Raw genomic sequence first — 19,577 nt, forward strand, 5'->3', positions numbered from 1 at the left:
CCACGTGTGCACGACTTGCCCATGAACCTGACCTTTCCCCTCGCCACCCGGTCCGATGCCGAAACGCTGGTCGCGATTCGCATCGCCGCGATGCGCGACAGCCTCGAGCGTATCGGCCGCTTCGATCCGCAGCGTACGCGCGAGCGTTTTCTCGCGTCGTTCGACCCGGCGCTATGCCGCTTCATCGAAGCCGATGGCGTGAATGCGGGTTTTTTCGTGGTTCGGCCGCAGGAAGACCACTGGTTGCTCGACCATCTGTACATCGTGCCCGCGCACCAGGGAAAGGGCATCGGCGCGGCCGTGCTGCAGCGGATCTTTGCCGAGGCGGACGCGCAGCGCGTGCCCGTGCGTGTCGGCGCGCTGCGCGGCAGCGATTCGAACCGTTTCTATGCGCGGCACGGCTTCGCGCAGGCCGACGAAGCGGAGTGGGACCTCTACTACGTGCGCGAACCGGGTTCGGCGACGGCGTAGATCGCGCATGCCCGTGCGTCGTGACGACGCATGCGGGGTGTGATCCGGGTGGGCGCATCAGCGTTTTCCCGGATATCGAATGCGCGGCGCATGCCGATGATGCAGAGAGAATATAACTACATGATCCGAGGCCAATCATGACGACATCTGCAACAAACGGACCGAATGCGGTATCGACTGAAACGACCGGGGCGGCAGCGACATCCGACGACGCGGAGGGCGTGCCGTCGATCCTGCTGGTGGACGACGAGCCGAGCGTGCTGTCGGCGCTCCGGCGCGTGTTCCGGCCCGCCGGCTACGAGATCCTGACCGCGGAAAGCGGCGAAGCCGCCCTCGAGGTGCTGGCGTCGACCGAAGTCGACCTGATCGTGTCCGACATGCGGATGCCCGGCATGAGCGGCGCGGAGTTCCTGGCCCGTGCCCGGGCGCTCTACCCGGACACGATGCGCATCCTGCTGACCGGTTATGCGGAGATCGCGTCGGTCATGCAGGCCGTCAACGAAGGCGGCGTCTATCGTTACCTGAACAAGCCGTGGGACGATCACGACCTGCTGCTGACCATCGAACAGGCGCTGGAGCAGCGCCGTTTGCGGCACGAGGCGGCGCGGCTCGCCGCGCTGACGGAAGCGCAGAACGAAGCGCTGCGCCGCTTCAACACGGAACTCGAAACGCAGGTTCGCGCGCGCACCGAGGAACTCGGCCAGACCGTGATGTTCCTCGAAGCCGCGCAGCGCGACCTGAAAAGCAGCTTCACCGCGATGGTCCAGGTGTGCGCGAGCATGATCGAGCTGCGCTGCGGGTCGGCCAGCGGTCACGCGATGCGGGTCGGTGAGATTGCGCGACGGCTCGCGCTGGCCTCCGGGATGAGCGAGCTGCATGCGCAGGACGTCTACTTCGCGGGGCTGCTGCATGGCATCGGCAAGCTGTCGCTGCCGGACGAATTGCTGCACAAGCCGCTCACACGCATGACGGCGGAAGAGCACGGCCTGTTCCAGCAGCATCCGCTGCGCGCACAGATGGTGCTGACGCCGGTCGCGCAATTGCACAAGGTCGCGTCGATCGTGCTGCACCAGTACGAGCGCTTCAACGGGCGCGGCACGCCGGACGGGCTGGCCGGCGACTCGATCCCGCCCGGCTCGCGGATCGTCGCGATCGCGCGCGATTTCGAGGGGCTGCGCAATGGCGACATCGGTGCGCCGCATTCGGTCGAGCAGGCGCTCGACGCAATGCGTTCGCAGGCCGGCGTGCGTTACGACCCGCGCATCGTCGAAAACCTGGTCGAACTGATGCGGGACCCGGCGAGCCTCGGCATCGCGGCGTCCGTCGCGGAGATCAAGTCCGCGCAGCTGCGCGAGGGGATGCAGCTCGCCGACGATCTGCGCACGCATCGCGGCGTGCTGCTGATGACCAAGGGCAGCGTGATGTCCGCGCACCAGATCGAGCTCGTGCGCCGCTTCGAGACGCGCGAAGGGACGGCGTTCGACATCCTCGTGCTGGCCGGCCAGGCGGCGAAGCCGGCGCAGGGCGTGCCGAATGCGGGCGCGGCGCCCGCCTGAGCCCGGACGCGCGGCCTGACGGCCGCGGTGCGCACGCGCGCCGCGGCAACGCACTCACCTCGATTCGGGCGCTCGATCATGCACGGCACCTACAATCTTCCGCTCGTCCTGCTGTCGGTCGCGATCGCGACGCTGGCCTCCTATACGACACTCGATCTCGCCGCCTTCATTTCGCTGCTCGACAACCCGAAGCTCAGGCGCATGTGGCTGGGCGGCGGCGCGGCGGCGATGGGGACGGGCATCTGGTCGATGCATTTCGTCGGCATGCTCGCGTTTTCACTGCCGATTCCGCTCGGCTACGCGTTGCCGGATACGGGCGCGTCGCTGGCGATTGCCGTGCTCGTGTCGTACTTCGCGCTGTATGTCGTCACGCGCGCGCGGCTGGGCTGGCGGCGGCTGCTCGCGGGCGGCGTGCTGATGGGCGGCGGGATCGCCGGCATGCATTACGCGGGGATGGCCGCGATGCGCATGGTGCCCGGGATTCGCTACGATGCCGTGCTGTTCGCCGCGTCGATCGGCATCGCGGTGATCGCGTCGACCGCCGCGTTGTGGATCGCGCAGGCGCTGCGCGCGCGGCAGGCGAGCCATGCGACCGCCCGGCGCGTCGGCGCGGCCGTCGTCATGGGCGTCGCGATCACCGGCATGCACTACACGGCGATGGCGGCCGCGCATTTCGCGCCGGACGCGCGATGCGGGGCCGCGAACGGAGTCGACACGCCGTGGCTCGCGACGACCGTCGCGCTGTTTACGACGGGAACCCTGGTCGTCACGCTGCTGCTCAGCCGATTCGATGCGCGCACAACCTTCCTGCGCGGGATGACCGATACGCTCGAGCGGCTCGTGCGCTTGCGCACCGCCGAACTGGAGCGCGCGCTGCATCGCTACGAACAGACGACGGCGATGCTGCAGCGTACCCGCGAAAACATGGCGACCGAGATCGACGAACGCAAGGCCGCGCAGGCGCGGCTCGAACAGGAGAAGGAGGAGCAGCGGCGCCTGTTGCATGCGCTCGAGGAAACCCACGTGCAGCTGCTGCAGTCGGAAAAGCTCGCGTCGATCGGTCAGCTCGCGGCCGGTGTCGCGCACGAGATCAACAATCCGATCGGGTTTGTCAGCGCGAACCTCAATACGCTGAAGACGTGGGTGCGCAGCCTGCTCGACGTGATCGCCGCGCATGAAGCCGCGCTGCCGCAGCTCGACCCGGCCGCGCGCGATGCGCTGACGGCACTGGGCCGCGCGGCGGACCTCGACTACGTGCGCGGCGAGATCGCGACGCTGATCGACGAGTCGATCGACGGCGCGCTGCGCGTGCGGCGCATCGTGCAGGACCTGCGCGATTTCTCGCGTCCGGCCAGCGACGAGTGGAGCGTGGTCGATCTTCGCGCAGGGCTGGAAAGCACGCTCAACGTCGTCCACAACGAACTCAAGTACAAGGCCGAGATCGTGCGCGACTACGGCGACGTGCCGCTGGTCGAATGCCTGCCGTCGCAGTTGAACCAGGTCTTCATGAACCTGCTGGTGAACGCGGCGCAAGCGATTCCCGAGCGCGGCGTGATCACGATCCGCACGTCGAGCGACGGCGAGCAGGTGTCGATCGCGATCAGCGACACCGGCACGGGCATGACGCCCGACGTCGTCCGGCGGATCTTCGATCCGTTCTTCACGACGAAGCCGGTCGGGCAGGGCACGGGGCTCGGCTTGTCGGTGTCGCACGGGATCGTCGAGCGCCATCGCGGCACCATCGACGTGACGAGCGAGCCCGGGCGCGGCACGACGTTCTGCGTTCGGCTGCCGATCCGGCGGGCCGGTGGAAGCGTGAACCAAGGCACGAACGAGAACGCGGCCGTGGCGGAGGTTAGCGCCGGTCCAGCAACGTATCGCCCAGGACACTGAACGCCGCGGCCGGCAGCTCGTGCAGATGCTCCACCACGCTGCTGACCGGATAGAACGCTTCGACCGAATCGTCGAGAATCCCGACGCCGATCAGTTCGACGCGCCGCTCGCGCAGCGCGTCGACGCGTGCGCGCAGGTCGGTGCGCAGGATCGCCGGGTTGCCGTCGCCGGTGGCCGGATAACCGTCCGACAGCACCATCAGGATCCGCCGCCGCGCACGCTGCGCCAGCAGCCGTTCGGCGGCCCAGCTCAACGCCTCGCCGTCGGGATTCTCGTGGCCGCATTCGATGCACGCGAGGCCGCTCGGGTTGTCGGAATCGAACCGCTTGTAGACGCGCAGGTCGAGCCGTTCGACGAAGCGGTTGTAGCCGAACGTGTCGCGGCCGGCGTCGATCCAGCGCTGGTAATGCGCGCGCATCGCGGCGTCTTCGACGGAGCTGTAGCCGAGCGCTTCGCACGCGAAGCCGAGCTGCATCAGCGCATCGCACAGCGCCGCCGCGCACAGCCGGGCGAGCTCGATCTTCCTGCCGGCCATCGACCCGCTGCAATCGATCAGCAGGCCGACGGCCGCGTCGCGCCCGGGCGCGGCACGCCGGACACGAAACGGCGTGCGGTAGCCGGGCGACGTGACGAGGCGGGCGAGGGCCATCCGGTCGAGTTCGCCGCGTTCCTGTTCGCGCTTCCAGCGCGTCTGCTCGTCCACTTTCAACGCGCGTTCGAGTCGCAGCTTGAGCGGCTCGGTCTGCGCGCGGGCCGCACTTCGCAGGCGGTGCCAGCGCGCCGCGTCGCCCTTGCCGGTGAAGTCCGTCACCGTGTCGAATGCGGTGGTCAGCGGGACCGACAACAGCGGCCGATGGTCCGCGGACAGGCGGATCGTGCCGGGTGTCGCATCGCCCGGCGTCGGTGATGCCGTGGACGATTCCGTGTCGGCGATCGCCGCGGCGCCCGACTCGGCCGAAACCGGCGCACGCGCGTCGTCCGGCGCGCCCGTTCCGTCCGAGTCGAATTCGGCGGCGATGCTGTCGCTGTCGATCGTGCTGCCCGGATCGGCCGTGAACATCATGTTGTTCGCACCGGCCGACGCCAGCGCGCGGACGCGCTCGACGATCCGGTGCGCGGCGCGGATGCTGTCGGCCGTCGAAGCCGCGGCGCGTGCTTCGTCGACGAGATCGTCCGACGCGGCGAGCGTCGCGTCGAGCGACGGGATGCGCTCGACGGCGGATGGCGGTTCGTCCCACAGCGCACGTTCGATGCGCGATACGAGCCTGTCACGCCACGCCATTTGCGGCCATTTTCGAAGCGTATCGGCGGCCGACGCCACCCGCATCCGCAGCAGGAACGTCTTCGCGCCGGGATAGTGTGCAACGAGGCAAGCGGCCGCGCGCCGGTCGTCGATCGCCTGCGCAATCGCGCGCACCGCGGGCGAAGCCAGCGCGGCAACGTCATCGATCGCGCCGAAGCGGACCCGCGCCGCATGGAGATCGACGAGGCCGACGATCGTATCGTCGTCGACGCCGCCCGCGAGCAGCGTGTCGGGCAGCACCAGCAGGTCGCGCTGCGCGAGCGGGCCGTGGCGCGCGAACCGTACCTCGATGTCGTGTCGTTGCGCGAGCGTGCGGGCCAGCCGGGTCAGGTGGAGCGAGCGCGCATCGTCGTCGCGGTCCATCGCGTCAGGCCCCGACGTCGATGTAGTGGCGAATGATGCTGCGGATCAGGTCGGCGTCTTCCGCGCCGACCTTCGCATAGATCGTCGGGCCGGCAGCCGCTTCGGGATCGCCGGTGCGCAGCATCAGGTCGGCCCAGTCGATCAGGCGCCGCGTCGAGAACGCGCTGGCCAGATCCTCGCGGACGAACGCGGCGCGGCAGTCCGCCGCGATCGCCGCGAGCGTGTCGGCCATCGCCTCGGTCATGGCCGCGCCGAACGTGCGCTGCAGCACGCGCGCCTCGTCGGACGGCGGCAGGTAGTCGAGGCGGTACACGCGCCAGCGATCGAGAAACGCCTCGTTCATCACGTTGGCGCCCTGGTAAAGATGGCGGAACTGCCCCATCGCGCCCGCCGCATTGGCGGTCGCGAACAGCCGGAACGACGGATGCGGGACGACGATCTCGTTGCCTTTCTCCTTGAGCAACAGGCGTCCGGCCGGTTCGAGCACGGCGGTGAGCACCGCGAGGATGGCAGGTTCCGCGAAGTCGATCTCGTCGACGATGAGCCACAGCCCCTCGCGCATCGCGGTCGGCAGCACGCCGTCGACCCAGCGGGTCTCGCCGCCCTTGACGGTCCAGAACCCGACGAAGTCGCCGACCGTCGTCTGCCCGTTCATGTTCGAGCGCAGCACGCCGTGGCCGGCCAGCGCGGCGGCTTGCTCGATGAGGCTCGTCTTGCCGGTGCCGGTGTGGCCGATCAACAGGATGCGCCGGTTCTCGACGATGTCTTCCAGCACGTCCGTCGCGCGCGCGGTGAACAGGTAGGCGGGGTTCCGTGGCGGCACGAGCGGCCCGCCCGGGCCGCGCGGCATCGGCACGCCGCCCACCTGCACGACGTGCGCCGCATCGCCGGTGGCCGCCGGTCGCGATGCGTGCGCGTGCCGGAGGTCCTGCATGAACCGGTCGCGATGCGCGGGGGCCGCATGGTCGCCCGTTTCGCGCCGGACGAAACCTTCCTGGATCCACTTGTGCAGCTTCGCATCGAGGTTGTCCGCATCGACGACCGTATCGACCGACGTGCTGCCGTCGGGACGATGATGCTGGATGCGGTACATGTGCGCGCGTTCGGAGCGGCTGACGATCCATTGGCCGGCGGACGGGTCCGCCAGTTGCCGATAGACGCCGAGTACCGACGCGGCGGAGGGAGTGGGGTCAGCGGGTGCGTTCATGGTGGCGAGCGAGAGTGGGCGGCCGGCGCTTCATGCCTTCGATGCATCGCGACGATTGTATATTTTTGCCGCGAAGGGTGACATTCGCGCGGGAATCGTTTCCTTTCGTTTCGATGCGGCGCGGTGCGGCGCGTCGGCCTGCCGTTATCCCGTGATGGCCACGTGTAATGCGCCGCAGCATGATCGTTCGGTACCTCGCCACGGAATCGAAACGCTTTTATCGTCCCGATCCGTCTGCAATGCCGCGACGTGTCGCAGTCCGTCGGCAACCTCCATGCGCGTCATCGTCGTTCGGCCCCTCGCCTGACGCCGACCTCCCGGGGCGTTCGACGAAGCCAATCCGTCACGTCGGATCGTGGGCCGTCACGCCTTGATCAACAGGGTGGAATTTCAGTACCGTAGCAGGCTTGATCGCCAGGCTCCCATCGCGCCTCCTTGAGTAGCCTGGCATTACATCCAGCCATGCGCCGGTCGTCGATTCCGGCGAAGGAGTGTTGAACGTGACGGTGACAGGAACGGACGAGCGGGTGATCCGACGTGCCAGCGCGCTGGATGCGCCGGCCGTCCTGGAGATCTTCGATGAAGTGATTGCGTGGTTCGTCGACATCGGCAACGACGGGCAATGGGGCCGCGAGCCCTGGTCGACGCAACCGAAGCGGATTGCGCTCGTGACGGAAGCCTGTGCGCTGCCCGACGCGTGGGTGGCGGAATCGCCCGACGGCCGCATCCTGGGCGCATTGATCCTGGGCGAATCGATGCCCTACGTGCCGCCCGCGACCGAGCCGGAAATCTACGTGAGGGTGCTGGTCGCGTCGCGCGATGCGCGGGCGCGTGGTGTGGGCCGGCGGCTCATGGCCTTTGCGGATGAGCGCGCCCGGGCTGCCGGCGTGGCGCGCTTGCGGGTGGATTGTTATGGGGGCGGGACCGGCGCACTGGTGGGCTTCTACGAGTCTTGCGGGTATGAACGGCTGTCGACCTTCGACGTGGACGGGTGGCCGGGACAGTTGTTGGGGCGCAATCTGTGACGGTGCGGGTCAGCCGCTTCGCATGCAACGCATCGGCCGATGCTCGATGCGCCGCCCGTGAAAAGGCTGCGGTACCGGCCGGCGGTGTAGCTTTGCCGAATCCGCCACGTGGTATTCGCCCGTTTCCGCGCGGCGTGATGTGGACGGGTGGTCGATTCCACTTTGCCGCCGCCCCGCGGTTTCCAGTGTGATGGCGGTTTGAACGCGCGTGCCGGTTAGTCTGTTGGCCGGGCAGGCCGAGCGCGTCGGCGACCCACGCGGCGGTGCGCGCATAGGTGTCGTGCGCGGTCGTCACGCGCAGCGTGTCGATCTCGTCCGGATAGCGCGCGCAGCCAGCCGGCGAGCAGCGCGGCATCGGGTTCGAGATGGAGCGTCTCGACGCCGTCCGGAAAGACGCCGTCCAGACTGTGACCGGGCGCGGTGATGACGGTCACGGCCACCTGGCGGGCGAGCGCGCCGCGCACGAGCGCGAGGCTGCTGCCGGTGGCGCGTGCGCCGATCACGATGAGTCGCTTCATGCTGGATCCTTGATCGGAGAAGAAGAGAGCGTCGCGCGCCGGCTAACGTGCACGCCGGCGCAGGCGCTGTGCCTCGAGGCGCGGCAGCAGATGCTGGACGACGCGCGGGAGCGTGTAGATCGGCAACTGCGCGCACGTGAACACGAGCGCCATGGTGGGCGTCGCGGCGAGCCCGAGCGCGGCCCACATCAGGCCGACGTTGCGATTGGCGACGATCAGCGCGACATCGAGCCGTGCGCGGACGCCGCCGGGCGTGAGCCGTACGCGATGATCTGGAAGCCCGCGTTAATTGAATGGCCGATTATTTTCGGGGGCGGCGGAGAGGGGCGTTCAACGATAGGTCCAAAGCCGGTGCAGCAGGAACGTCGTCGGCGGAATCAGCAACGCGATCGCGACGATGCTCATTGCGCGGGACACGTCGAGCGCTTCGGCCACGCGCGAGAGCAGCAGGGTTTCGACGAAGCCGGCGAGCGTGACCGCGAGAAAGCGCACCGCGTTGCGCGTGCGCACCGTCGACGAAAAGCTCCACAGCGTGTTCGCGAGATACGAGAACGCCGTCGCGCAGAGGAACGCGATCGTGTTCGCCGTTACCAGCGTCGCGTCGAACTGCGCGAACAGCGTCGCCGCGACCAGCGTGTGGATCGCGGTCGAGCAGAGGCCGGACACGCCGAAGCGCACGAGGCGCGTGCGCTCGGCATCGAGCAGGCCGATCATGGCCGTCGCCGCGCGTCAGCGTTCGCCGATCCGCGCACGGGTCGGCTGCACGCGCCGGCGAGCGCTCTGGCGGCGCGCATCGCGTGCGACCCGTAGCTCGACCACCTTGCCGTGTGTCTGGTAGCGGCGGCGGATCAGGTAGACGGGTCGTTGCTTCGACTCGTCGTAGATCCGCCCGATGTATTCGCCGACGACACCGATCCCGATGAGCTCGATGCCGCCGATGAACAGCGTGACCGAGATCAGCGACGCGTAGCCGAGCACCGGATTGCCGAACAGCAGCGTGCGGAGGATGATGAACGCGCCGTACAGGAACGCGAGCGCGGCGATGCCGACGCCGATGTAGGTCCAGCTGCGCAGCGGCACGGTGCTGAAACTGGTGATGCCTTCCAGCGCGAAATTCCACAGCTTCCAGCCGGAAAATTTCGAGTGCCCGGCACTACGCGCGTCACGCTGGTATTCGACGATGACCGTCCGGTAGCCGACCCATGCGAACAGCCCCTTCATGAACCGATGCCGCTCGGGCAGGCTGCGCAGCGCGTTCACGACCTTGCGGTCCATCAGCCGGAAATCGCCGACGTTCTCCGGCAGTTTCACGTCCGACAGCAGGTTGTGCACGCGATAGTAGATCGCGGCCGCGGTGCGCTTCGCGAACGAATCGCACGCGCGGTTGCTGCGCTTCGCGGCGACGACTTCCGCACCGTCGCGCCAGTGTTCGATCATCACCGGAATCAGGCCCGGCGGGTCCTGCAGGTCGGCGTCGAGCGGGATCACCGCGTCGCCGAGGGCTTCGTCGAGACCGGCCGTGAGCGCCGCTTCCTTGCCGAAGTTGCGGGTCAGGTCGATCACCCGCACGCGCCGTTCGCCGGTGCTGATCCGGATCAGCCGCTCGAGCGTGTCGTCGCGGCTGCCGTCGTTCACGCAGACGATCTCGAACCGGATGCCGTCGATGGACGTCATCAACGGCATCACGACGTCGAAGAAGCGCTCGACGGCCTCGCCTTCGTTATAGAACGGCACGACCAGCGATACGAGCGGTATATAGAGCGGTTCCCGCATGATGATTTCCCCTGTGATGTCGCTTCACCGATGCGCGCCGATGGTCGGTCGGCCGGTGCGGCGCAATCCGTACGCCGGGCGGTGGTGCGTTCTGGCCGAATGCGTGAACGCTGTGTCGGTCGAGTGATCGCGCGCGTCCGGCATCGACGGCACGTCGCGCCGGTCCCGGGCGATCCGGCTGACGAGCAGCCCGAGCGACGCCAGCGTGACGAGCGGCATGAACTGGAACGACAGATGCGGCACGACCGCGAGGCCCGCGAGCGGCGTCAGCCACAGCAGCGTCAGCCATTCCCGGTCGAAGCGCCGCCAGCCGTGCGTCCACGCATAACGCGCGTACCACGCGATCACGAGGCCGTACCAGGTCAGGTCGTAGTCGTACAGATAGGGGCTGACGAGCAGGCACGCGCACGCGAGCGTCGCGGCGCGCAGCGCGTACGCGCAGTCGCCGCGCCACGCATAGACGACGGCGATCGCGGCGACCGCGGCCGACAGCAGTTGAAGGGCGTTGGCGACGGAAGCGGGCAGGCCTGCCATCGCGGCCAGCGCGAACAGGGTCGGCATCCGCGCGAGCTTCGCATGGCCGGTGCTGATGACCTGGTAGACATCGTGCATCCCGTGTGCGAACGCGATCCACGAGTCGGTGCCGAACGCGAGCGTGGCGAGCGCGACGCAGGCGGCGATCGTCGCGGCCCACGCGGCCAGCGTACGCCACTGGCCGGCGCACAGCAGCGCGAGCGGGAACAGGATGGCGATCTGCGGCTTCATCATCAGCATGCCGAAACAGATCCCGGCCCAGACGGGCCGGCGCTTCAGCAGTAACAGGCCGAGGCCGCCGAGCGTCGCGGTAAACAGGCTCGTTTGCCCGATGACGACGGTGATGAATGCGGCGGGGAAGGCCAGCGCGCACAGCCACGCGGTGCCGCGCTGCACGGTCGCCTGCATGACGACGGCGAACAGCACATACGTGACGCCAAGCCAGAGCACGACGGCCGGCGTGTACGGAAGCCAGCCGAGCGGCAGGACCAGCAACAGCATGCTGGGCGGATAGAGCCACAGGAGCATGCCGTCCTCGAGATTCATTCCCGGGACGGCGAGTTGCTGGATCGTGAACAACGCGCTGAAATGCCAGACGTCGGCGGCACGACCGTGCGCGGCGAGCCATGCGGCGCTCCAGATCGCGGAGAAATCCTCCGACAGCGGCACCAGCGCGGCGCCATGCTGCAAGTACATTCGGGCGATGTAGATGCCGATGAACAGCAGTTCGCCCAGCAACGCGGCGCCGGCATAAACGCGCACGCGATCTCGATTGAGCCAGTGAGGATAACGGCGCGGGCCGGCGATCGGGAGTTCCGGGTGCGCATCCGTCTCGGGACGGGCGTGGAAAACGGAATGGGGCGTTTTCATCGCGAGCTCCGGGGCGAGTACTGCGCGGTGCGGCGAACGACGACGAACAGCACGGCAAGCAGCACGATCGGGCCGATCTGCGGCAGCTTCATCAGGCGGTTCAGCATTTCGAAGATCGGCAGCAGCCAGGCGAGCACGATCACGGCCTGGTCGCCGGGCAGCCAGCCTTCATCGAAGCCGTGGGCGATCAGGCAGAAGATCGCGATACCGAGCCACGTCAGCTCGTAGTGCCACAGATACGGTGTAGTCAGCAAGGTGGCGACGGCCAGTACCGCGCCGCGCAAGCGCATGTCGGGCGTGCGCCGCCAGACATCGACGGTTGCCGCGATCGCGAGCAGCGCGATCGCGGCCTGCGCGGCCAGGGCAGCCGGCACCGGGAAACCCGAGAGCCGCAGCGCGGCGAACGGCGTCGGCGAAGCGAGCCAGTAGGACGGCAGCATGAAGTGCTGGCCGCGCACCGTCGCCACGGCGTCGCCCAGCCCATGCAGTGCGCCCGTACCGGTCAGCGCGATCCCGGCCGCCGCGAACAGCGTCGCGCTGATTGCCGCCGCCGCGAACGTGCGCCACGCGCGCGCCGCGATCAACGCGAACGGGAACACCACGGCCAGCTGCGGCTTGATCGCGAGCAGCCCGATCAGCACGCCGGCCGCGACCGGGCGCTTGCCGAGCAGATGCAGCGCGAGTGCGGCGAGGCCGGCGGTCAGGATGCTGTTCTGGCCGAACAGCGCGGACATGCACACCGCCGAATACGCGACCACGACGATCGCCGCGGCGTGCGGCACCGGAAGATGCGCGCGCAATCCCGACAACCGCGAGACGGCGAGCGCGTAGCATAAAAGACTGCCCGCGAAAAAGAGGAAATATGCGGGCAGGAAAGGCACAAGGGCAACCGGAGCGATGAACAGCAACATCGTCGGCGGATAGAGCCAGGGAAGCGACCGGTGCTGCAAATACGTGTCGAATTGTGCGAGCTCGGCCTGCAGGAACAAGGAAGGGTCGTAGGCCGATGCGGCATGGCCTTGCAACACCAGGTGCGATGCGGTCCAGAAGACGGAGAAGTCGACGCCCGGGCGCACGGCGGCGTTCGACGTGAAGCCGTTCGTCACGAAGCCCCAGACAATCAGCAACGCGGCGAAGAGCATCAGCATGATGCAGCTGTACGGAACGATCCGGTCGGCTGTGAGCCATTGAGCACAGCGTATAGCGCGAACGCGCGACCCACGATTGGCTGTGTACATGATTCCCCGTATGTGTGTAGAGGCTGCATGGTTTGTCGCAGCCGTTTCATGTTCTGTCGTGCCTGCGGATCGAATCGCATTGAAATCGCGTCGTCCGGTGAATTCATTGTTGAAGAAAAAATCGCGTGATGCAAATCGCCCGCTGAAAGCCGGAATCCGGATTGACCGGTGACGCACGTGAAAACGGTGTTTTCAGGTATGAGAAATCGACGTTTCCGGATTTCATGTTTCTGCTTTGAAACATTCGGCCAATTTGACCGGCTCGGCATCCGGCCGGCCACATGAGGCGCAGGTCGTATCGCGTGTGCGGGAAAGTCCCGAGAAAATTTTTTGGGTCCTTGGCGGAGCGCGGCGGCAGGCATTCAGGCTTGCAACGCTTGCGCGGAAACCTATATCAATTTTGAAACATTTCACGCGCCGGGCCCCCGGCCGGGGAACCCGGGCATCGCCGGAACCCTTGATGCATCTCGATTCCGCTCGAGGTGGCCTGCTCTTTGCGTAAGCGTTGGCACGGCAGTCGACGAGGTGACGACCGGGCGGTTCCGGCAAAAGACAGACGGAACCCGCATCGGAATCACCGGCGGAAAGAAGGGCCGGAGCGCGTCGGGGAACACGCAGCTCCAGGTCGATCAACCGCGCAAGCCTTCGTCGAGTGAACAATGAGCCCCGGTATCGTCAGGGCAATAAAAAGTCGGCATGGCCGAATATGGGGAATAAAAATGAAAGACCACAGCACATCACGGTTCGAGAACCGGATTAAAAACATATTGCAGCTTATCCGGGAGATTGTTTCCCGTGCATCTGGATTCCATGCGTCGAACGGCCGTCGTGCCGTTCCGGTCGACCGGATTGCCCGGCTTGTCCGGTTTGTCCGACCTGTCGCACCGTACACGCCTCTCTCGCATTCTGCCTCACTGATACCCGTTCGCGCGGACAGGGATGTGCATCCCCGTTCCCGCAGCTGAGCGTCGTGCTCCGATTTTTCGCGTAGTGCCGGTGGTGCCCGTCCCGACGTCGCACAAGACGAAGGGTATTCAATAGCAGTCCGAAAGGAGAGTACTTATGACAAGAGTCATCGAAAAGATCGCCTGGTTCGTCGAGGATCGGGAAGGCGTGACGGCCATCGAGTACGGCCTGATCGCCGCGCTGATCGCACTCGGCATCGTCGTCGCGTTGACGACGATCGGTACGGACCTGTCGACCGTGTTCAGCACGATCGCCTCGAGTCTGGACTCGGCGGTAACAGCACTCTGATGGACGGTACGACGAACGGAACATTCGAATCGCTCGTCGACACCACACGGCAGCAACACCCTGCCTCGACGTATCGATGCACGGTCAACCGACCAGCCGGCACGCGAGGATTTTGAAAGTCACCACGCAAGGAGATCACCATGACCAAGTTCATTCAACAAGCCGCCCGTTTCGTTCGCGACGAAGACGGCGTGACCGCCATCGAATACGGCCTGATCGCAGCACTGATCGCGGTCGGCATCATCGTGGCCGTCACGGCGGTCGGCACGCAGCTGAAGACCGTGTTCACCACGATCGCTGCCGACCTGACCGCGGCCGTGTGAGGCCGTTGAAAAGCAGAGCGTGCGGACGGCTCGGCCGGTGCAGCGATCGAGCCGCTCCCACGCATCGGATGACCGGGAACCGGAGACCATCATGCAAACCAGGGTGCGTGTCGCAGGCCCCAGGATCGGCGCGGAGCAGCGCGCGACGTCGATCGGGTATGCATCCGTCGCGGCGACGTTCGCCGTCGCGGTGCTGGGCTGCGTCGTCACGCCGAAAGGCTCGCTTGCCAATACGTACGCGGTGATCGCAACGGCCGTCACGGCCGCCGTGGCCACTGCGTTGGCAATGGTTTCCTGATCCTTCGATTCGCTCAGCGGGGTTCGCCATGTTGCTCGTTGCGCCGTCTTACCCGATTCCGTTGTGCGTGACGCTGCTCGCGGTATCCGCGGCCGGCACGGACATCGCGGCCCGCCGCATCCCGAACGGCCTCGTCGCGCTCGGACTGGCGGGCGCGCTGGTCGCCCAGTGCGTGCTGCACGGCGTCCTGGCAGGCGCACTCGCCTGGCTTGCCGGCGCGGCGACCGGCTTCGCGCTGCTGCTGCCGTTCTACCTGCTGCGCGGGATGGCGGCCGGCGACGTGAAGCTGATGGTCGCGATCGGCGCATGGGTCGGCGCGGAAATGACCTGTTACATCGTGCTGGCCACGTTCCTGGCCGGCGGGATCGGTGCGCTCGCGGTCGTGCTGTTGCGCGGCCGGATGCGCCAGATGTGGACGAACGTCCGCGCGCTGATCGCGCGGCATTCGCGAGGAACGCGCGGGGAGGCCGCCGACGGCCCCGCGGAAATCGTATCGGTCGGCTCGCTGCCGTATGGCGTAGCGATCGCGGCCGGCACGCTGGCCATGCTGTTCGCGTCGCACACCTAGCGCGACGCACCCGCAACGAGGATCGAACGACCATGAACACGAACCATACCGAACCGAGACGCGACGCGCAGGTGGCCCATCTGCCCGATCCGTTGCCGTCGCGGGAGGCCCGCACGAAGCTGGGCGCGCAATTGCCGGCGGCGCCGCGCTCGCTCGACGAAACGGGACTGAGCAAGACGTTCGTTGCCGGCCTCGTGCTGAAGTCGACGCTGATGCTCGGCCGCCCGTCGTACGGTGACCTGGTCGAGCGGCACTGCCTGCCGCTCGCCGTGCTCGACGACGTCTTTGCATTCCTGGTGCGCGAGCACCTCGTTGAACTCACCCATCGCGGCGCGACCGATCTCGACGTGACGTTCCGCCTGACCGACGCGGGCCGCGTGCTGGCGCTCGAGGAACGGGCCCGCAGCGGCTACAGCGGGCCCGCGCCGGTGACGCTCGACGCGTATCTCGAATGCGTGGCGGCTCATTCGGTGCGCAAGCTGCACATCGGCCAGAGCGACGTGTGGGCCGCCTTCGAAGACATCGTGATCGACACGTCGGTGCTCGACGCGGCGGCCGCGGCGCTCAATGCGGGCCGCCCGCTGCTGATCCACGGCCCGGCCGGCAGCGGCAAGACCTTTCTCGCCGAGCGGCTCGGCTCGCTGATGCGCGGTTACGTGCCGGTGCCGCACGCGATCTGCGCGGCCGGCGAGGTGATCCAGGTCTACGACCCGCTCGTGCATGTCGACGCGGCGTCGCAGCCCGGCGGCCAGTCGGTCGATCGCCGTTGGCGCCTGTGCGAGCGGCCGGTCGTGATGTCCGGCGGCGAACTGACGCTCGACGAGCTCGACCTGCGCCGCGACGAAGCCGCGGGCTTCTACCAGGCACCGCCGCACATGAAGGCGAACATGGGCATGTACGTCGTCGACGATCTCGGCCGCCAGCGCGTCGAGCCGCGCGACCTGCTCAACCGCTGGCTGCGCCCGCTCGATCGTGGCGTCGATTTCATGACGCTCGAATCCGGCAACCGCTTCGTGATGCCGTTCGACGTCTGGCCCGTGTTCTCGAGCAACCTGGCGCCCGAACAGTTCTGCGACGACGCATTCATGCGTCGCCTCGGCTCGAAGATCCACGTCGGCGCGCTGTCGATCGACAACTACCGCGCTGTGTTCGACGCGGCGTGCGCATCGCTGGGCCTCGTCGCGGCGAGCGATGCCTTCGACTACCTGCTGCACCACCTGCATCTGCCGACCGGCAAGGCGTTTCTCGCGTGCTTCCCGGCAGACCTGCTGCGACTCGTCGCCGCCGGCGCGCGCTATCGCGGCGATCCGGCCGAGGTGACGCACGACGCACTGTACGACGCGTGGGCGAGCTATTTCGGCGCGGGACCTGAACGGGAAGGCGTCCATCCGCCGCCCGTCGAGCGCGGCGGACGCACCTTCATCACCGGTTGAGCCGTTTCTTTCACGATTCGTCGAGGAGCATTGCCATGAAAAACAGTCGAGCGATCCTGATGCTGGTCGTCGCGATGGTCGCGGGTCTTGCCGCGGTCGTGTTCGCGTCCCGCTGGCTGATGCAGACATCCACGAGTTCGGTCACGTCGGTTGCGGTGGCGGCCACCGACCTGAACCTGGGCGAACCGCTCGGGCCGAACCAGATCCGCATGGTGAACTGGCCGTCGGGCAGCGTGCCGGCCGGCGCGTTCACCGATACCAAGGCGCTCGAAGGGCGCGTGGTACGCACCAGCCTGTCGCGCGACGAGCCGGTGATCGAATCGAAGCTCGCGCCGGTCGGCACGAAGGGCGGGCTGTCGGCGGTGATCTCGGACGGCAGCCGCGCGATCACGGTGCGCGTGAACGACGTGGTCGGCGTCGCGGGCTTCGCGCTGCCGGGCAACTACGTCGACGTGATCGTCAACACGCAGGAACAGCAGGGCAAGACCGACGGGCAGAGCATCTCGAAGATCGTGCTCGAGCACATCCTCGTGCTCGCCGTCGCGCAGCAGGTGAGCCGCGACGACACGGCGCCGAAGGTCGTCAACGCGGTGACGCTGGAAGTCACGCCCGACCAGGCCGAACGGCTCGACCTCGCGCGCAGCGTCGGCACGCTGTCGCTCGTGCTGCGCAACCAGATCGACCAGAAGACGCTGAACACCGACGGGGCGACCAAGATGACGCTGCTCGGCAAGGAGCCCGCACCCGAAGCGCCCGCGGCGCCCGCTCGCGTTCGGACGGTACGCGTGCACGTCGCATCGCATGCGGCGCCGGAAGCGCGGCGCGACTGCGTCGGCGTGCTGACGGGCGTAAGGGGCAGCGTCGAGTGTTTCTGAAGCAGATCAACACAGTCACATAAACGGCCGCCGGCAACGCGGCGGCCCTGGAAGTCGATAACCGGCACGGAGCCGGTCTCTCGGGGGATCAGACGAAATGAAGATCAAACCGCAATGCACGGATACCGGCCCGCTGCGCACACGCGTCGCACGGGGCACGATGATGGCCGCGATCCTTTGTTCGGGATGGCTGACGGTTTATGGCGCACTCGCGCAGGAAGGCGTCGAGTCGGCGGCGCTGACGAAGGGCGGCGCCAGCGCGCCGGCCGCGGTCGGCAAGGGGCCGATGCAGATGACGATCAGCATGGCGCCAATGGCGGCCGCCGCGCCCGCCGCGTCGGCAGGGCCGCTGCGCGGGCCGAACTGCGTCGGCGCCGTGCGCGAATCGACCAGCGTCAGCGTGCCGCTCGGCAAGTCGCTGCTGGTGCCGATGCCGGAGCCGGTCCGTAACCGGACGATCGGCAATCCGGCCGTCGCGCAGGCCACGATGGTGTCGCCGCAGACGCTGTACATCCTCGGGCTCGCGGTCGGCACGACGAACATGATCGTGCAGGGCAAGAGCGGTGCGTGCCGCGTGATCGATGTGGCAGTCGGCGCGGATGCCGGCGGCCTGCAGGCGTCGTTGCAGCAGCTGATGCCGACCGAGCGCGACATCCGCGTGACGACCGCGGCCGGCACGATCGTGCTGTCGGGCACCGTGTCGAGCTCGCAGGCCGCACAGCAGGCCGTGCAGATCGCGCGCGCCTACGGCGACAGCGCCGGCGACCCGGCCGCGGGCGGCAAGCAAAGCGGCGGCGGCGTGCTGAACATGCTGGCCGTCACGTCGCCGCAGCAGGTGATGCTCGAGGTGAAGGTGGCCGAGGTATCGAAGACGCTGATGAACCAGATGGGCAGCGCGCTCAACATCCAGGGCGGGTTCGGTTCGTGGAGCGGGGCGCTGGTCACCAACCTGCTCGCGGGCGTCGCGAGCGGCGTCGCGTTCAGCAAGGCGAACAACAAGCCGTTCAACCTCGCGGCCGACGCGCAGAACACCGACAACCTGGTCAAGATCCTCGCGGAGCCGAATCTCGTGACGATCAGCGGCCAGGAAGCGACGTTCCTCGCCGGCGGCAAGATCTTCATCCCGATCCCGCAGAGCAGCGGCAACGGCACGTCGTCGATCACGCTGCAGGAAGAGGAATTCGGCGTCGCGCTGAAGTTCACGCCGACCGTGCTCGCCAACGGCCGGATCAGCCTGAAGGTGGCGCCGGAAGTGTCGGAGCTGTCGCAGACGGGTGTCACGCTGAGCGCGACCAACATCGGCGGCACGTCGATCCTGCCGCTGATCACGACGCGGCGCGCATCGACGACGGTCCAGATGAGCGATGGCGAATCGTTCGCGATCGGCGGGCTGATCAAGGACAACGTGACGGGCGCGCTGAAGGCGCTCCCGGGCGTGGGTGAGGTGCCGGTGCTCGGCGCGCTGTTCCGCAGCACGTCGTTCCAGCAGGATCGCACCGAGCTGATCTTCCTGATCACGCCGCACCTGGTGAAGCCGCTGCAGACCGCCGACGTGCCGCTGCCGACCGACAGCTTCTCGAAGCCGAACGAAGTCGACGTGTACGCGACGGGCAACATGGAAGGCCGTGGCGGTGTCCGCAAGCCCGGCGCACAACCGGCGAACGGCGCGGCAGCTGCCCCGCAGGCACCGGCCCAGGCACCGGCTCAGGCACCGGCTCAGGCACCCGCGCCGGCGCCGGCGCCGAAATCGGATACCCCGGCCGCCGCTGCCGCCGCGCTGCCCGCACCGCGTGTGCCGCAAGGCGCGGACGCGCAGCCGCCGGTACCGGCCGAGCCGCAGAAGACGCCCGCGTCGGTGGCGGCTGCCGTGCCACGGCCCGACGCAGCCAACGCAGCCAACGCAGCCCGTGTCGCGCGCATCGAAGCCGCCGCCGCGCGCCTTGCGGCGGCCGGCCCCGACGCACCGGCCCGGTCGGCCCAGCCGGCCACACCGGCCCAGCCGACGCACCGGCTCCCGGTGGCTGCCCATGCGCAGGTCGCCCGCTCGGAATCCGAGTCCACCGATCGTTGATGCC

19 protein-coding genes are annotated in these 19,577 nt (G+C 67.8%); 11 read left to right on the forward strand and 8 right to left on the reverse strand.

The window, feature by feature from the left end; translation table 11 throughout:
- The first annotated feature begins 21 nt into the window (after positions 1 to 21).
- The 3 genes from AB3K92_RS02310 (at position 22) to AB3K92_RS02320 (ending at position 3,920) form a co-directional block, all read left to right on the forward strand.
- Positions 22 to 471 carry a GNAT family N-acetyltransferase gene (locus AB3K92_RS02310; protein WP_059587464.1) on the forward strand — a complete coding sequence of 150 codons (450 nt, stop codon included), beginning with the start codon at positions 22 to 24 and terminating at the stop codon, positions 469 to 471.
- A gap of 137 nt (positions 472 to 608) precedes the next feature.
- Positions 609 to 2,027: an HD domain-containing phosphohydrolase gene (locus tag AB3K92_RS02315; RefSeq protein ID WP_059587466.1), complete on the forward strand. Its 1,419-nt coding sequence runs from the start codon at positions 609 to 611 to the stop codon at positions 2,025 to 2,027.
- 78 nt (positions 2,028 to 2,105) lie between these two features.
- On the forward strand, positions 2,106 to 3,920 hold the full coding sequence (locus tag AB3K92_RS02320; protein ID WP_021156620.1) for a histidine kinase: 1,815 nt from the start codon (positions 2,106 to 2,108) through the stop codon (positions 3,918 to 3,920).
- Here AB3K92_RS02320 and AB3K92_RS02325 read toward each other — a convergent pair.
- Together AB3K92_RS02325 and AB3K92_RS02330 are read right to left on the reverse strand one after the other, a co-directional pair.
- Entirely contained in the window at positions 3,883 to 5,586 is a 1,704-nt protein-coding gene (locus tag AB3K92_RS02325; protein ID WP_059587467.1) for a cobalamin biosynthesis protein CobT, read from the reverse strand. The genes AB3K92_RS02320 and AB3K92_RS02325 overlap by 38 nt on opposite strands.
- 4 nt (positions 5,587 to 5,590) lie before the next feature.
- On the reverse strand, positions 5,591 to 6,793 hold the full coding sequence (locus tag AB3K92_RS02330; protein WP_059587469.1) for an AAA family ATPase: 1,203 nt from the start codon (positions 6,791 to 6,793) through the stop codon (positions 5,591 to 5,593).
- A gap of 500 nt (positions 6,794 to 7,293) precedes the next feature.
- Between AB3K92_RS02330 and AB3K92_RS02335 the strand changes: the two genes are divergently transcribed.
- Complete coding sequence (locus tag AB3K92_RS02335; protein ID WP_059587724.1) at positions 7,294 to 7,818, forward strand: GNAT family N-acetyltransferase; 525 nt, start codon at positions 7,294 to 7,296, stop codon at positions 7,816 to 7,818.
- A 215-nt stretch (positions 7,819 to 8,033) separates the two neighbouring features.
- Here AB3K92_RS02335 and AB3K92_RS02340 read toward each other — a convergent pair whose 3' ends face one another.
- The 6 genes from AB3K92_RS02340 to AB3K92_RS02365 all read right to left on the reverse strand — a co-directional run bounded on the left by AB3K92_RS02340 (position 8,034) and on the right by AB3K92_RS02365 (position 12,751).
- Positions 8,034 to 8,336, reverse strand: coding sequence for a hypothetical protein (locus AB3K92_RS02340; RefSeq protein ID WP_059587471.1), 303 nt, complete (start codon positions 8,334 to 8,336; stop codon positions 8,034 to 8,036).
- 42 nt (positions 8,337 to 8,378) lie between these two features.
- Positions 8,379 to 8,525 (reverse strand): hypothetical protein, encoded by a 147-nt coding sequence (locus AB3K92_RS02345; protein ID WP_225723243.1) that lies wholly within the window; start codon positions 8,523 to 8,525, stop codon positions 8,379 to 8,381.
- Between the two features lie 141 nt (positions 8,526 to 8,666).
- Positions 8,667 to 9,050: a GtrA family protein gene (locus AB3K92_RS02350; protein WP_059587726.1), complete on the reverse strand. Its 384-nt coding sequence runs from the start codon at positions 9,048 to 9,050 to the stop codon at positions 8,667 to 8,669.
- 15 nt (positions 9,051 to 9,065) lie between these two features.
- Complete coding sequence (locus AB3K92_RS02355) at positions 9,066 to 10,109, reverse strand: glycosyltransferase family 2 protein (RefSeq protein ID WP_369464394.1); 1,044 nt, start codon at positions 10,107 to 10,109, stop codon at positions 9,066 to 9,068.
- A gap of 24 nt (positions 10,110 to 10,133) precedes the next feature.
- Complete coding sequence (locus tag AB3K92_RS02360) at positions 10,134 to 11,513, reverse strand: glycosyltransferase family 87 protein (RefSeq protein ID WP_021156628.1); 1,380 nt, start codon at positions 11,511 to 11,513, stop codon at positions 10,134 to 10,136.
- Positions 11,510 to 12,751, reverse strand: a complete 1,242-nt coding sequence (locus AB3K92_RS02365; RefSeq protein WP_021156629.1) for a glycosyltransferase family 87 protein — start codon at positions 12,749 to 12,751, stop codon at positions 11,510 to 11,512. Before AB3K92_RS02365 ends, AB3K92_RS02360 begins: the two co-directional genes overlap by 4 nt.
- Positions 12,752 to 13,813: 1,062 nt before the next feature.
- Here AB3K92_RS02365 and AB3K92_RS02370 point away from each other — a divergent pair.
- The 7 genes from AB3K92_RS02370 to AB3K92_RS02400 all read left to right on the forward strand — a co-directional run bounded on the left by AB3K92_RS02370 (position 13,814) and on the right by AB3K92_RS02400 (position 19,573).
- Positions 13,814 to 14,005, forward strand: coding sequence for a Flp family type IVb pilin (locus AB3K92_RS02370; RefSeq protein WP_021156631.1), 192 nt, complete (start codon positions 13,814 to 13,816; stop codon positions 14,003 to 14,005).
- A gap of 140 nt (positions 14,006 to 14,145) precedes the next feature.
- Positions 14,146 to 14,328: a Flp family type IVb pilin gene (locus AB3K92_RS02375; protein WP_021156632.1), complete on the forward strand. Its 183-nt coding sequence runs from the start codon at positions 14,146 to 14,148 to the stop codon at positions 14,326 to 14,328.
- Between the two features lie 91 nt (positions 14,329 to 14,419).
- The gene (locus AB3K92_RS02380; protein WP_369464395.1) at positions 14,420 to 14,626 is read left to right on the forward strand and encodes a Flp family type IVb pilin; all 207 of its coding nucleotides are present in this window, start codon (positions 14,420 to 14,422) and stop codon (positions 14,624 to 14,626) included.
- 28 nt (positions 14,627 to 14,654) lie between these two features.
- A complete protein-coding gene (locus AB3K92_RS02385) occupies positions 14,655 to 15,194 on the forward strand; it encodes a prepilin peptidase (protein ID WP_048027262.1) in 540 nt (179 codons plus the stop codon).
- A gap of 32 nt (positions 15,195 to 15,226) precedes the next feature.
- On the forward strand, positions 15,227 to 16,627 hold the full coding sequence (locus AB3K92_RS02390; protein WP_021156635.1) for an ATP-binding protein: 1,401 nt from the start codon (positions 15,227 to 15,229) through the stop codon (positions 16,625 to 16,627).
- Positions 16,628 to 16,662: 35 nt separating this feature from the next.
- The gene (gene cpaB / locus AB3K92_RS02395; RefSeq protein WP_042972805.1) at positions 16,663 to 17,502 is read left to right on the forward strand and encodes a Flp pilus assembly protein CpaB; all 840 of its coding nucleotides are present in this window, start codon (positions 16,663 to 16,665) and stop codon (positions 17,500 to 17,502) included.
- A 97-nt stretch (positions 17,503 to 17,599) separates the two neighbouring features.
- The gene (locus AB3K92_RS02400; protein WP_059587476.1) at positions 17,600 to 19,573 is read left to right on the forward strand and encodes a type II and III secretion system protein family protein; all 1,974 of its coding nucleotides are present in this window, start codon (positions 17,600 to 17,602) and stop codon (positions 19,571 to 19,573) included.
- Positions 19,574 to 19,577 lie beyond the last annotated feature (4 nt).

Origin of the sequence: Burkholderia sp. Bmkn7, assembly GCF_041103175.1 — a bacterium.
Classification (GTDB): domain Bacteria; phylum Pseudomonadota; class Gammaproteobacteria; order Burkholderiales; family Burkholderiaceae; genus Burkholderia; species Burkholderia cepacia.

Bases quoted from the DNA above. Each gene is read 5' to 3' on its own strand.
- AB3K92_RS02330 (WP_059587469.1), bottom strand. From the start codon at position 6,793: ATGAACGCACCCGCTGACCCCACTCCCTCCGCCGCGTCGGTACTCGGC.
- AB3K92_RS02345 (WP_225723243.1), bottom strand. From the start codon at position 8,525: ATGTGGGCCGCGCTCGGGCTCGCCGCGACGCCCACCATGGCGCTCGTG.
- AB3K92_RS02380 (WP_369464395.1), top strand. From the start codon at position 14,420: ATGCAAACCAGGGTGCGTGTCGCAGGCCCCAGGATCGGCGCGGAGCAG.
- AB3K92_RS02390 (WP_021156635.1), top strand. From the start codon at position 15,227: ATGAACACGAACCATACCGAACCGAGACGCGACGCGCAGGTGGCCCAT.
- AB3K92_RS02370 (WP_021156631.1), top strand. From the start codon at position 13,814: ATGACAAGAGTCATCGAAAAGATCGCCTGGTTCGTCGAGGATCGGGAA.
- AB3K92_RS02320 (WP_021156620.1), top strand. From the start codon at position 2,106: ATGCACGGCACCTACAATCTTCCGCTCGTCCTGCTGTCGGTCGCGATC.
- AB3K92_RS02325 (WP_059587467.1), bottom strand. From the start codon at position 5,586: ATGGACCGCGACGACGATGCGCGCTCGCTCCACCTGACCCGGCTGGCC.
- AB3K92_RS02355 (WP_369464394.1), bottom strand. From the start codon at position 10,109: ATGCGGGAACCGCTCTATATACCGCTCGTATCGCTGGTCGTGCCGTTC.
- AB3K92_RS02365 (WP_021156629.1), bottom strand. From the start codon at position 12,751: ATGTACACAGCCAATCGTGGGTCGCGCGTTCGCGCTATACGCTGTGCT.
- AB3K92_RS02400 (WP_059587476.1), top strand. From the start codon at position 17,600: ATGAAGATCAAACCGCAATGCACGGATACCGGCCCGCTGCGCACACGC.
- AB3K92_RS02360 (WP_021156628.1), bottom strand. From the start codon at position 11,513: ATGAAAACGCCCCATTCCGTTTTCCACGCCCGTCCCGAGACGGATGCG.
- AB3K92_RS02385 (WP_048027262.1), top strand. From the start codon at position 14,655: ATGTTGCTCGTTGCGCCGTCTTACCCGATTCCGTTGTGCGTGACGCTG.
- AB3K92_RS02340 (WP_059587471.1), bottom strand. From the start codon at position 8,336: ATGAAGCGACTCATCGTGATCGGCGCACGCGCCACCGGCAGCAGCCTC.
- cpaB (WP_042972805.1), top strand. From the start codon at position 16,663: ATGAAAAACAGTCGAGCGATCCTGATGCTGGTCGTCGCGATGGTCGCG.
- AB3K92_RS02310 (WP_059587464.1), top strand. From the start codon at position 22: ATGAACCTGACCTTTCCCCTCGCCACCCGGTCCGATGCCGAAACGCTG.
- AB3K92_RS02315 (WP_059587466.1), top strand. From the start codon at position 609: ATGACGACATCTGCAACAAACGGACCGAATGCGGTATCGACTGAAACG.
- AB3K92_RS02375 (WP_021156632.1), top strand. From the start codon at position 14,146: ATGACCAAGTTCATTCAACAAGCCGCCCGTTTCGTTCGCGACGAAGAC.
- AB3K92_RS02350 (WP_059587726.1), bottom strand. From the start codon at position 9,050: ATGATCGGCCTGCTCGATGCCGAGCGCACGCGCCTCGTGCGCTTCGGC.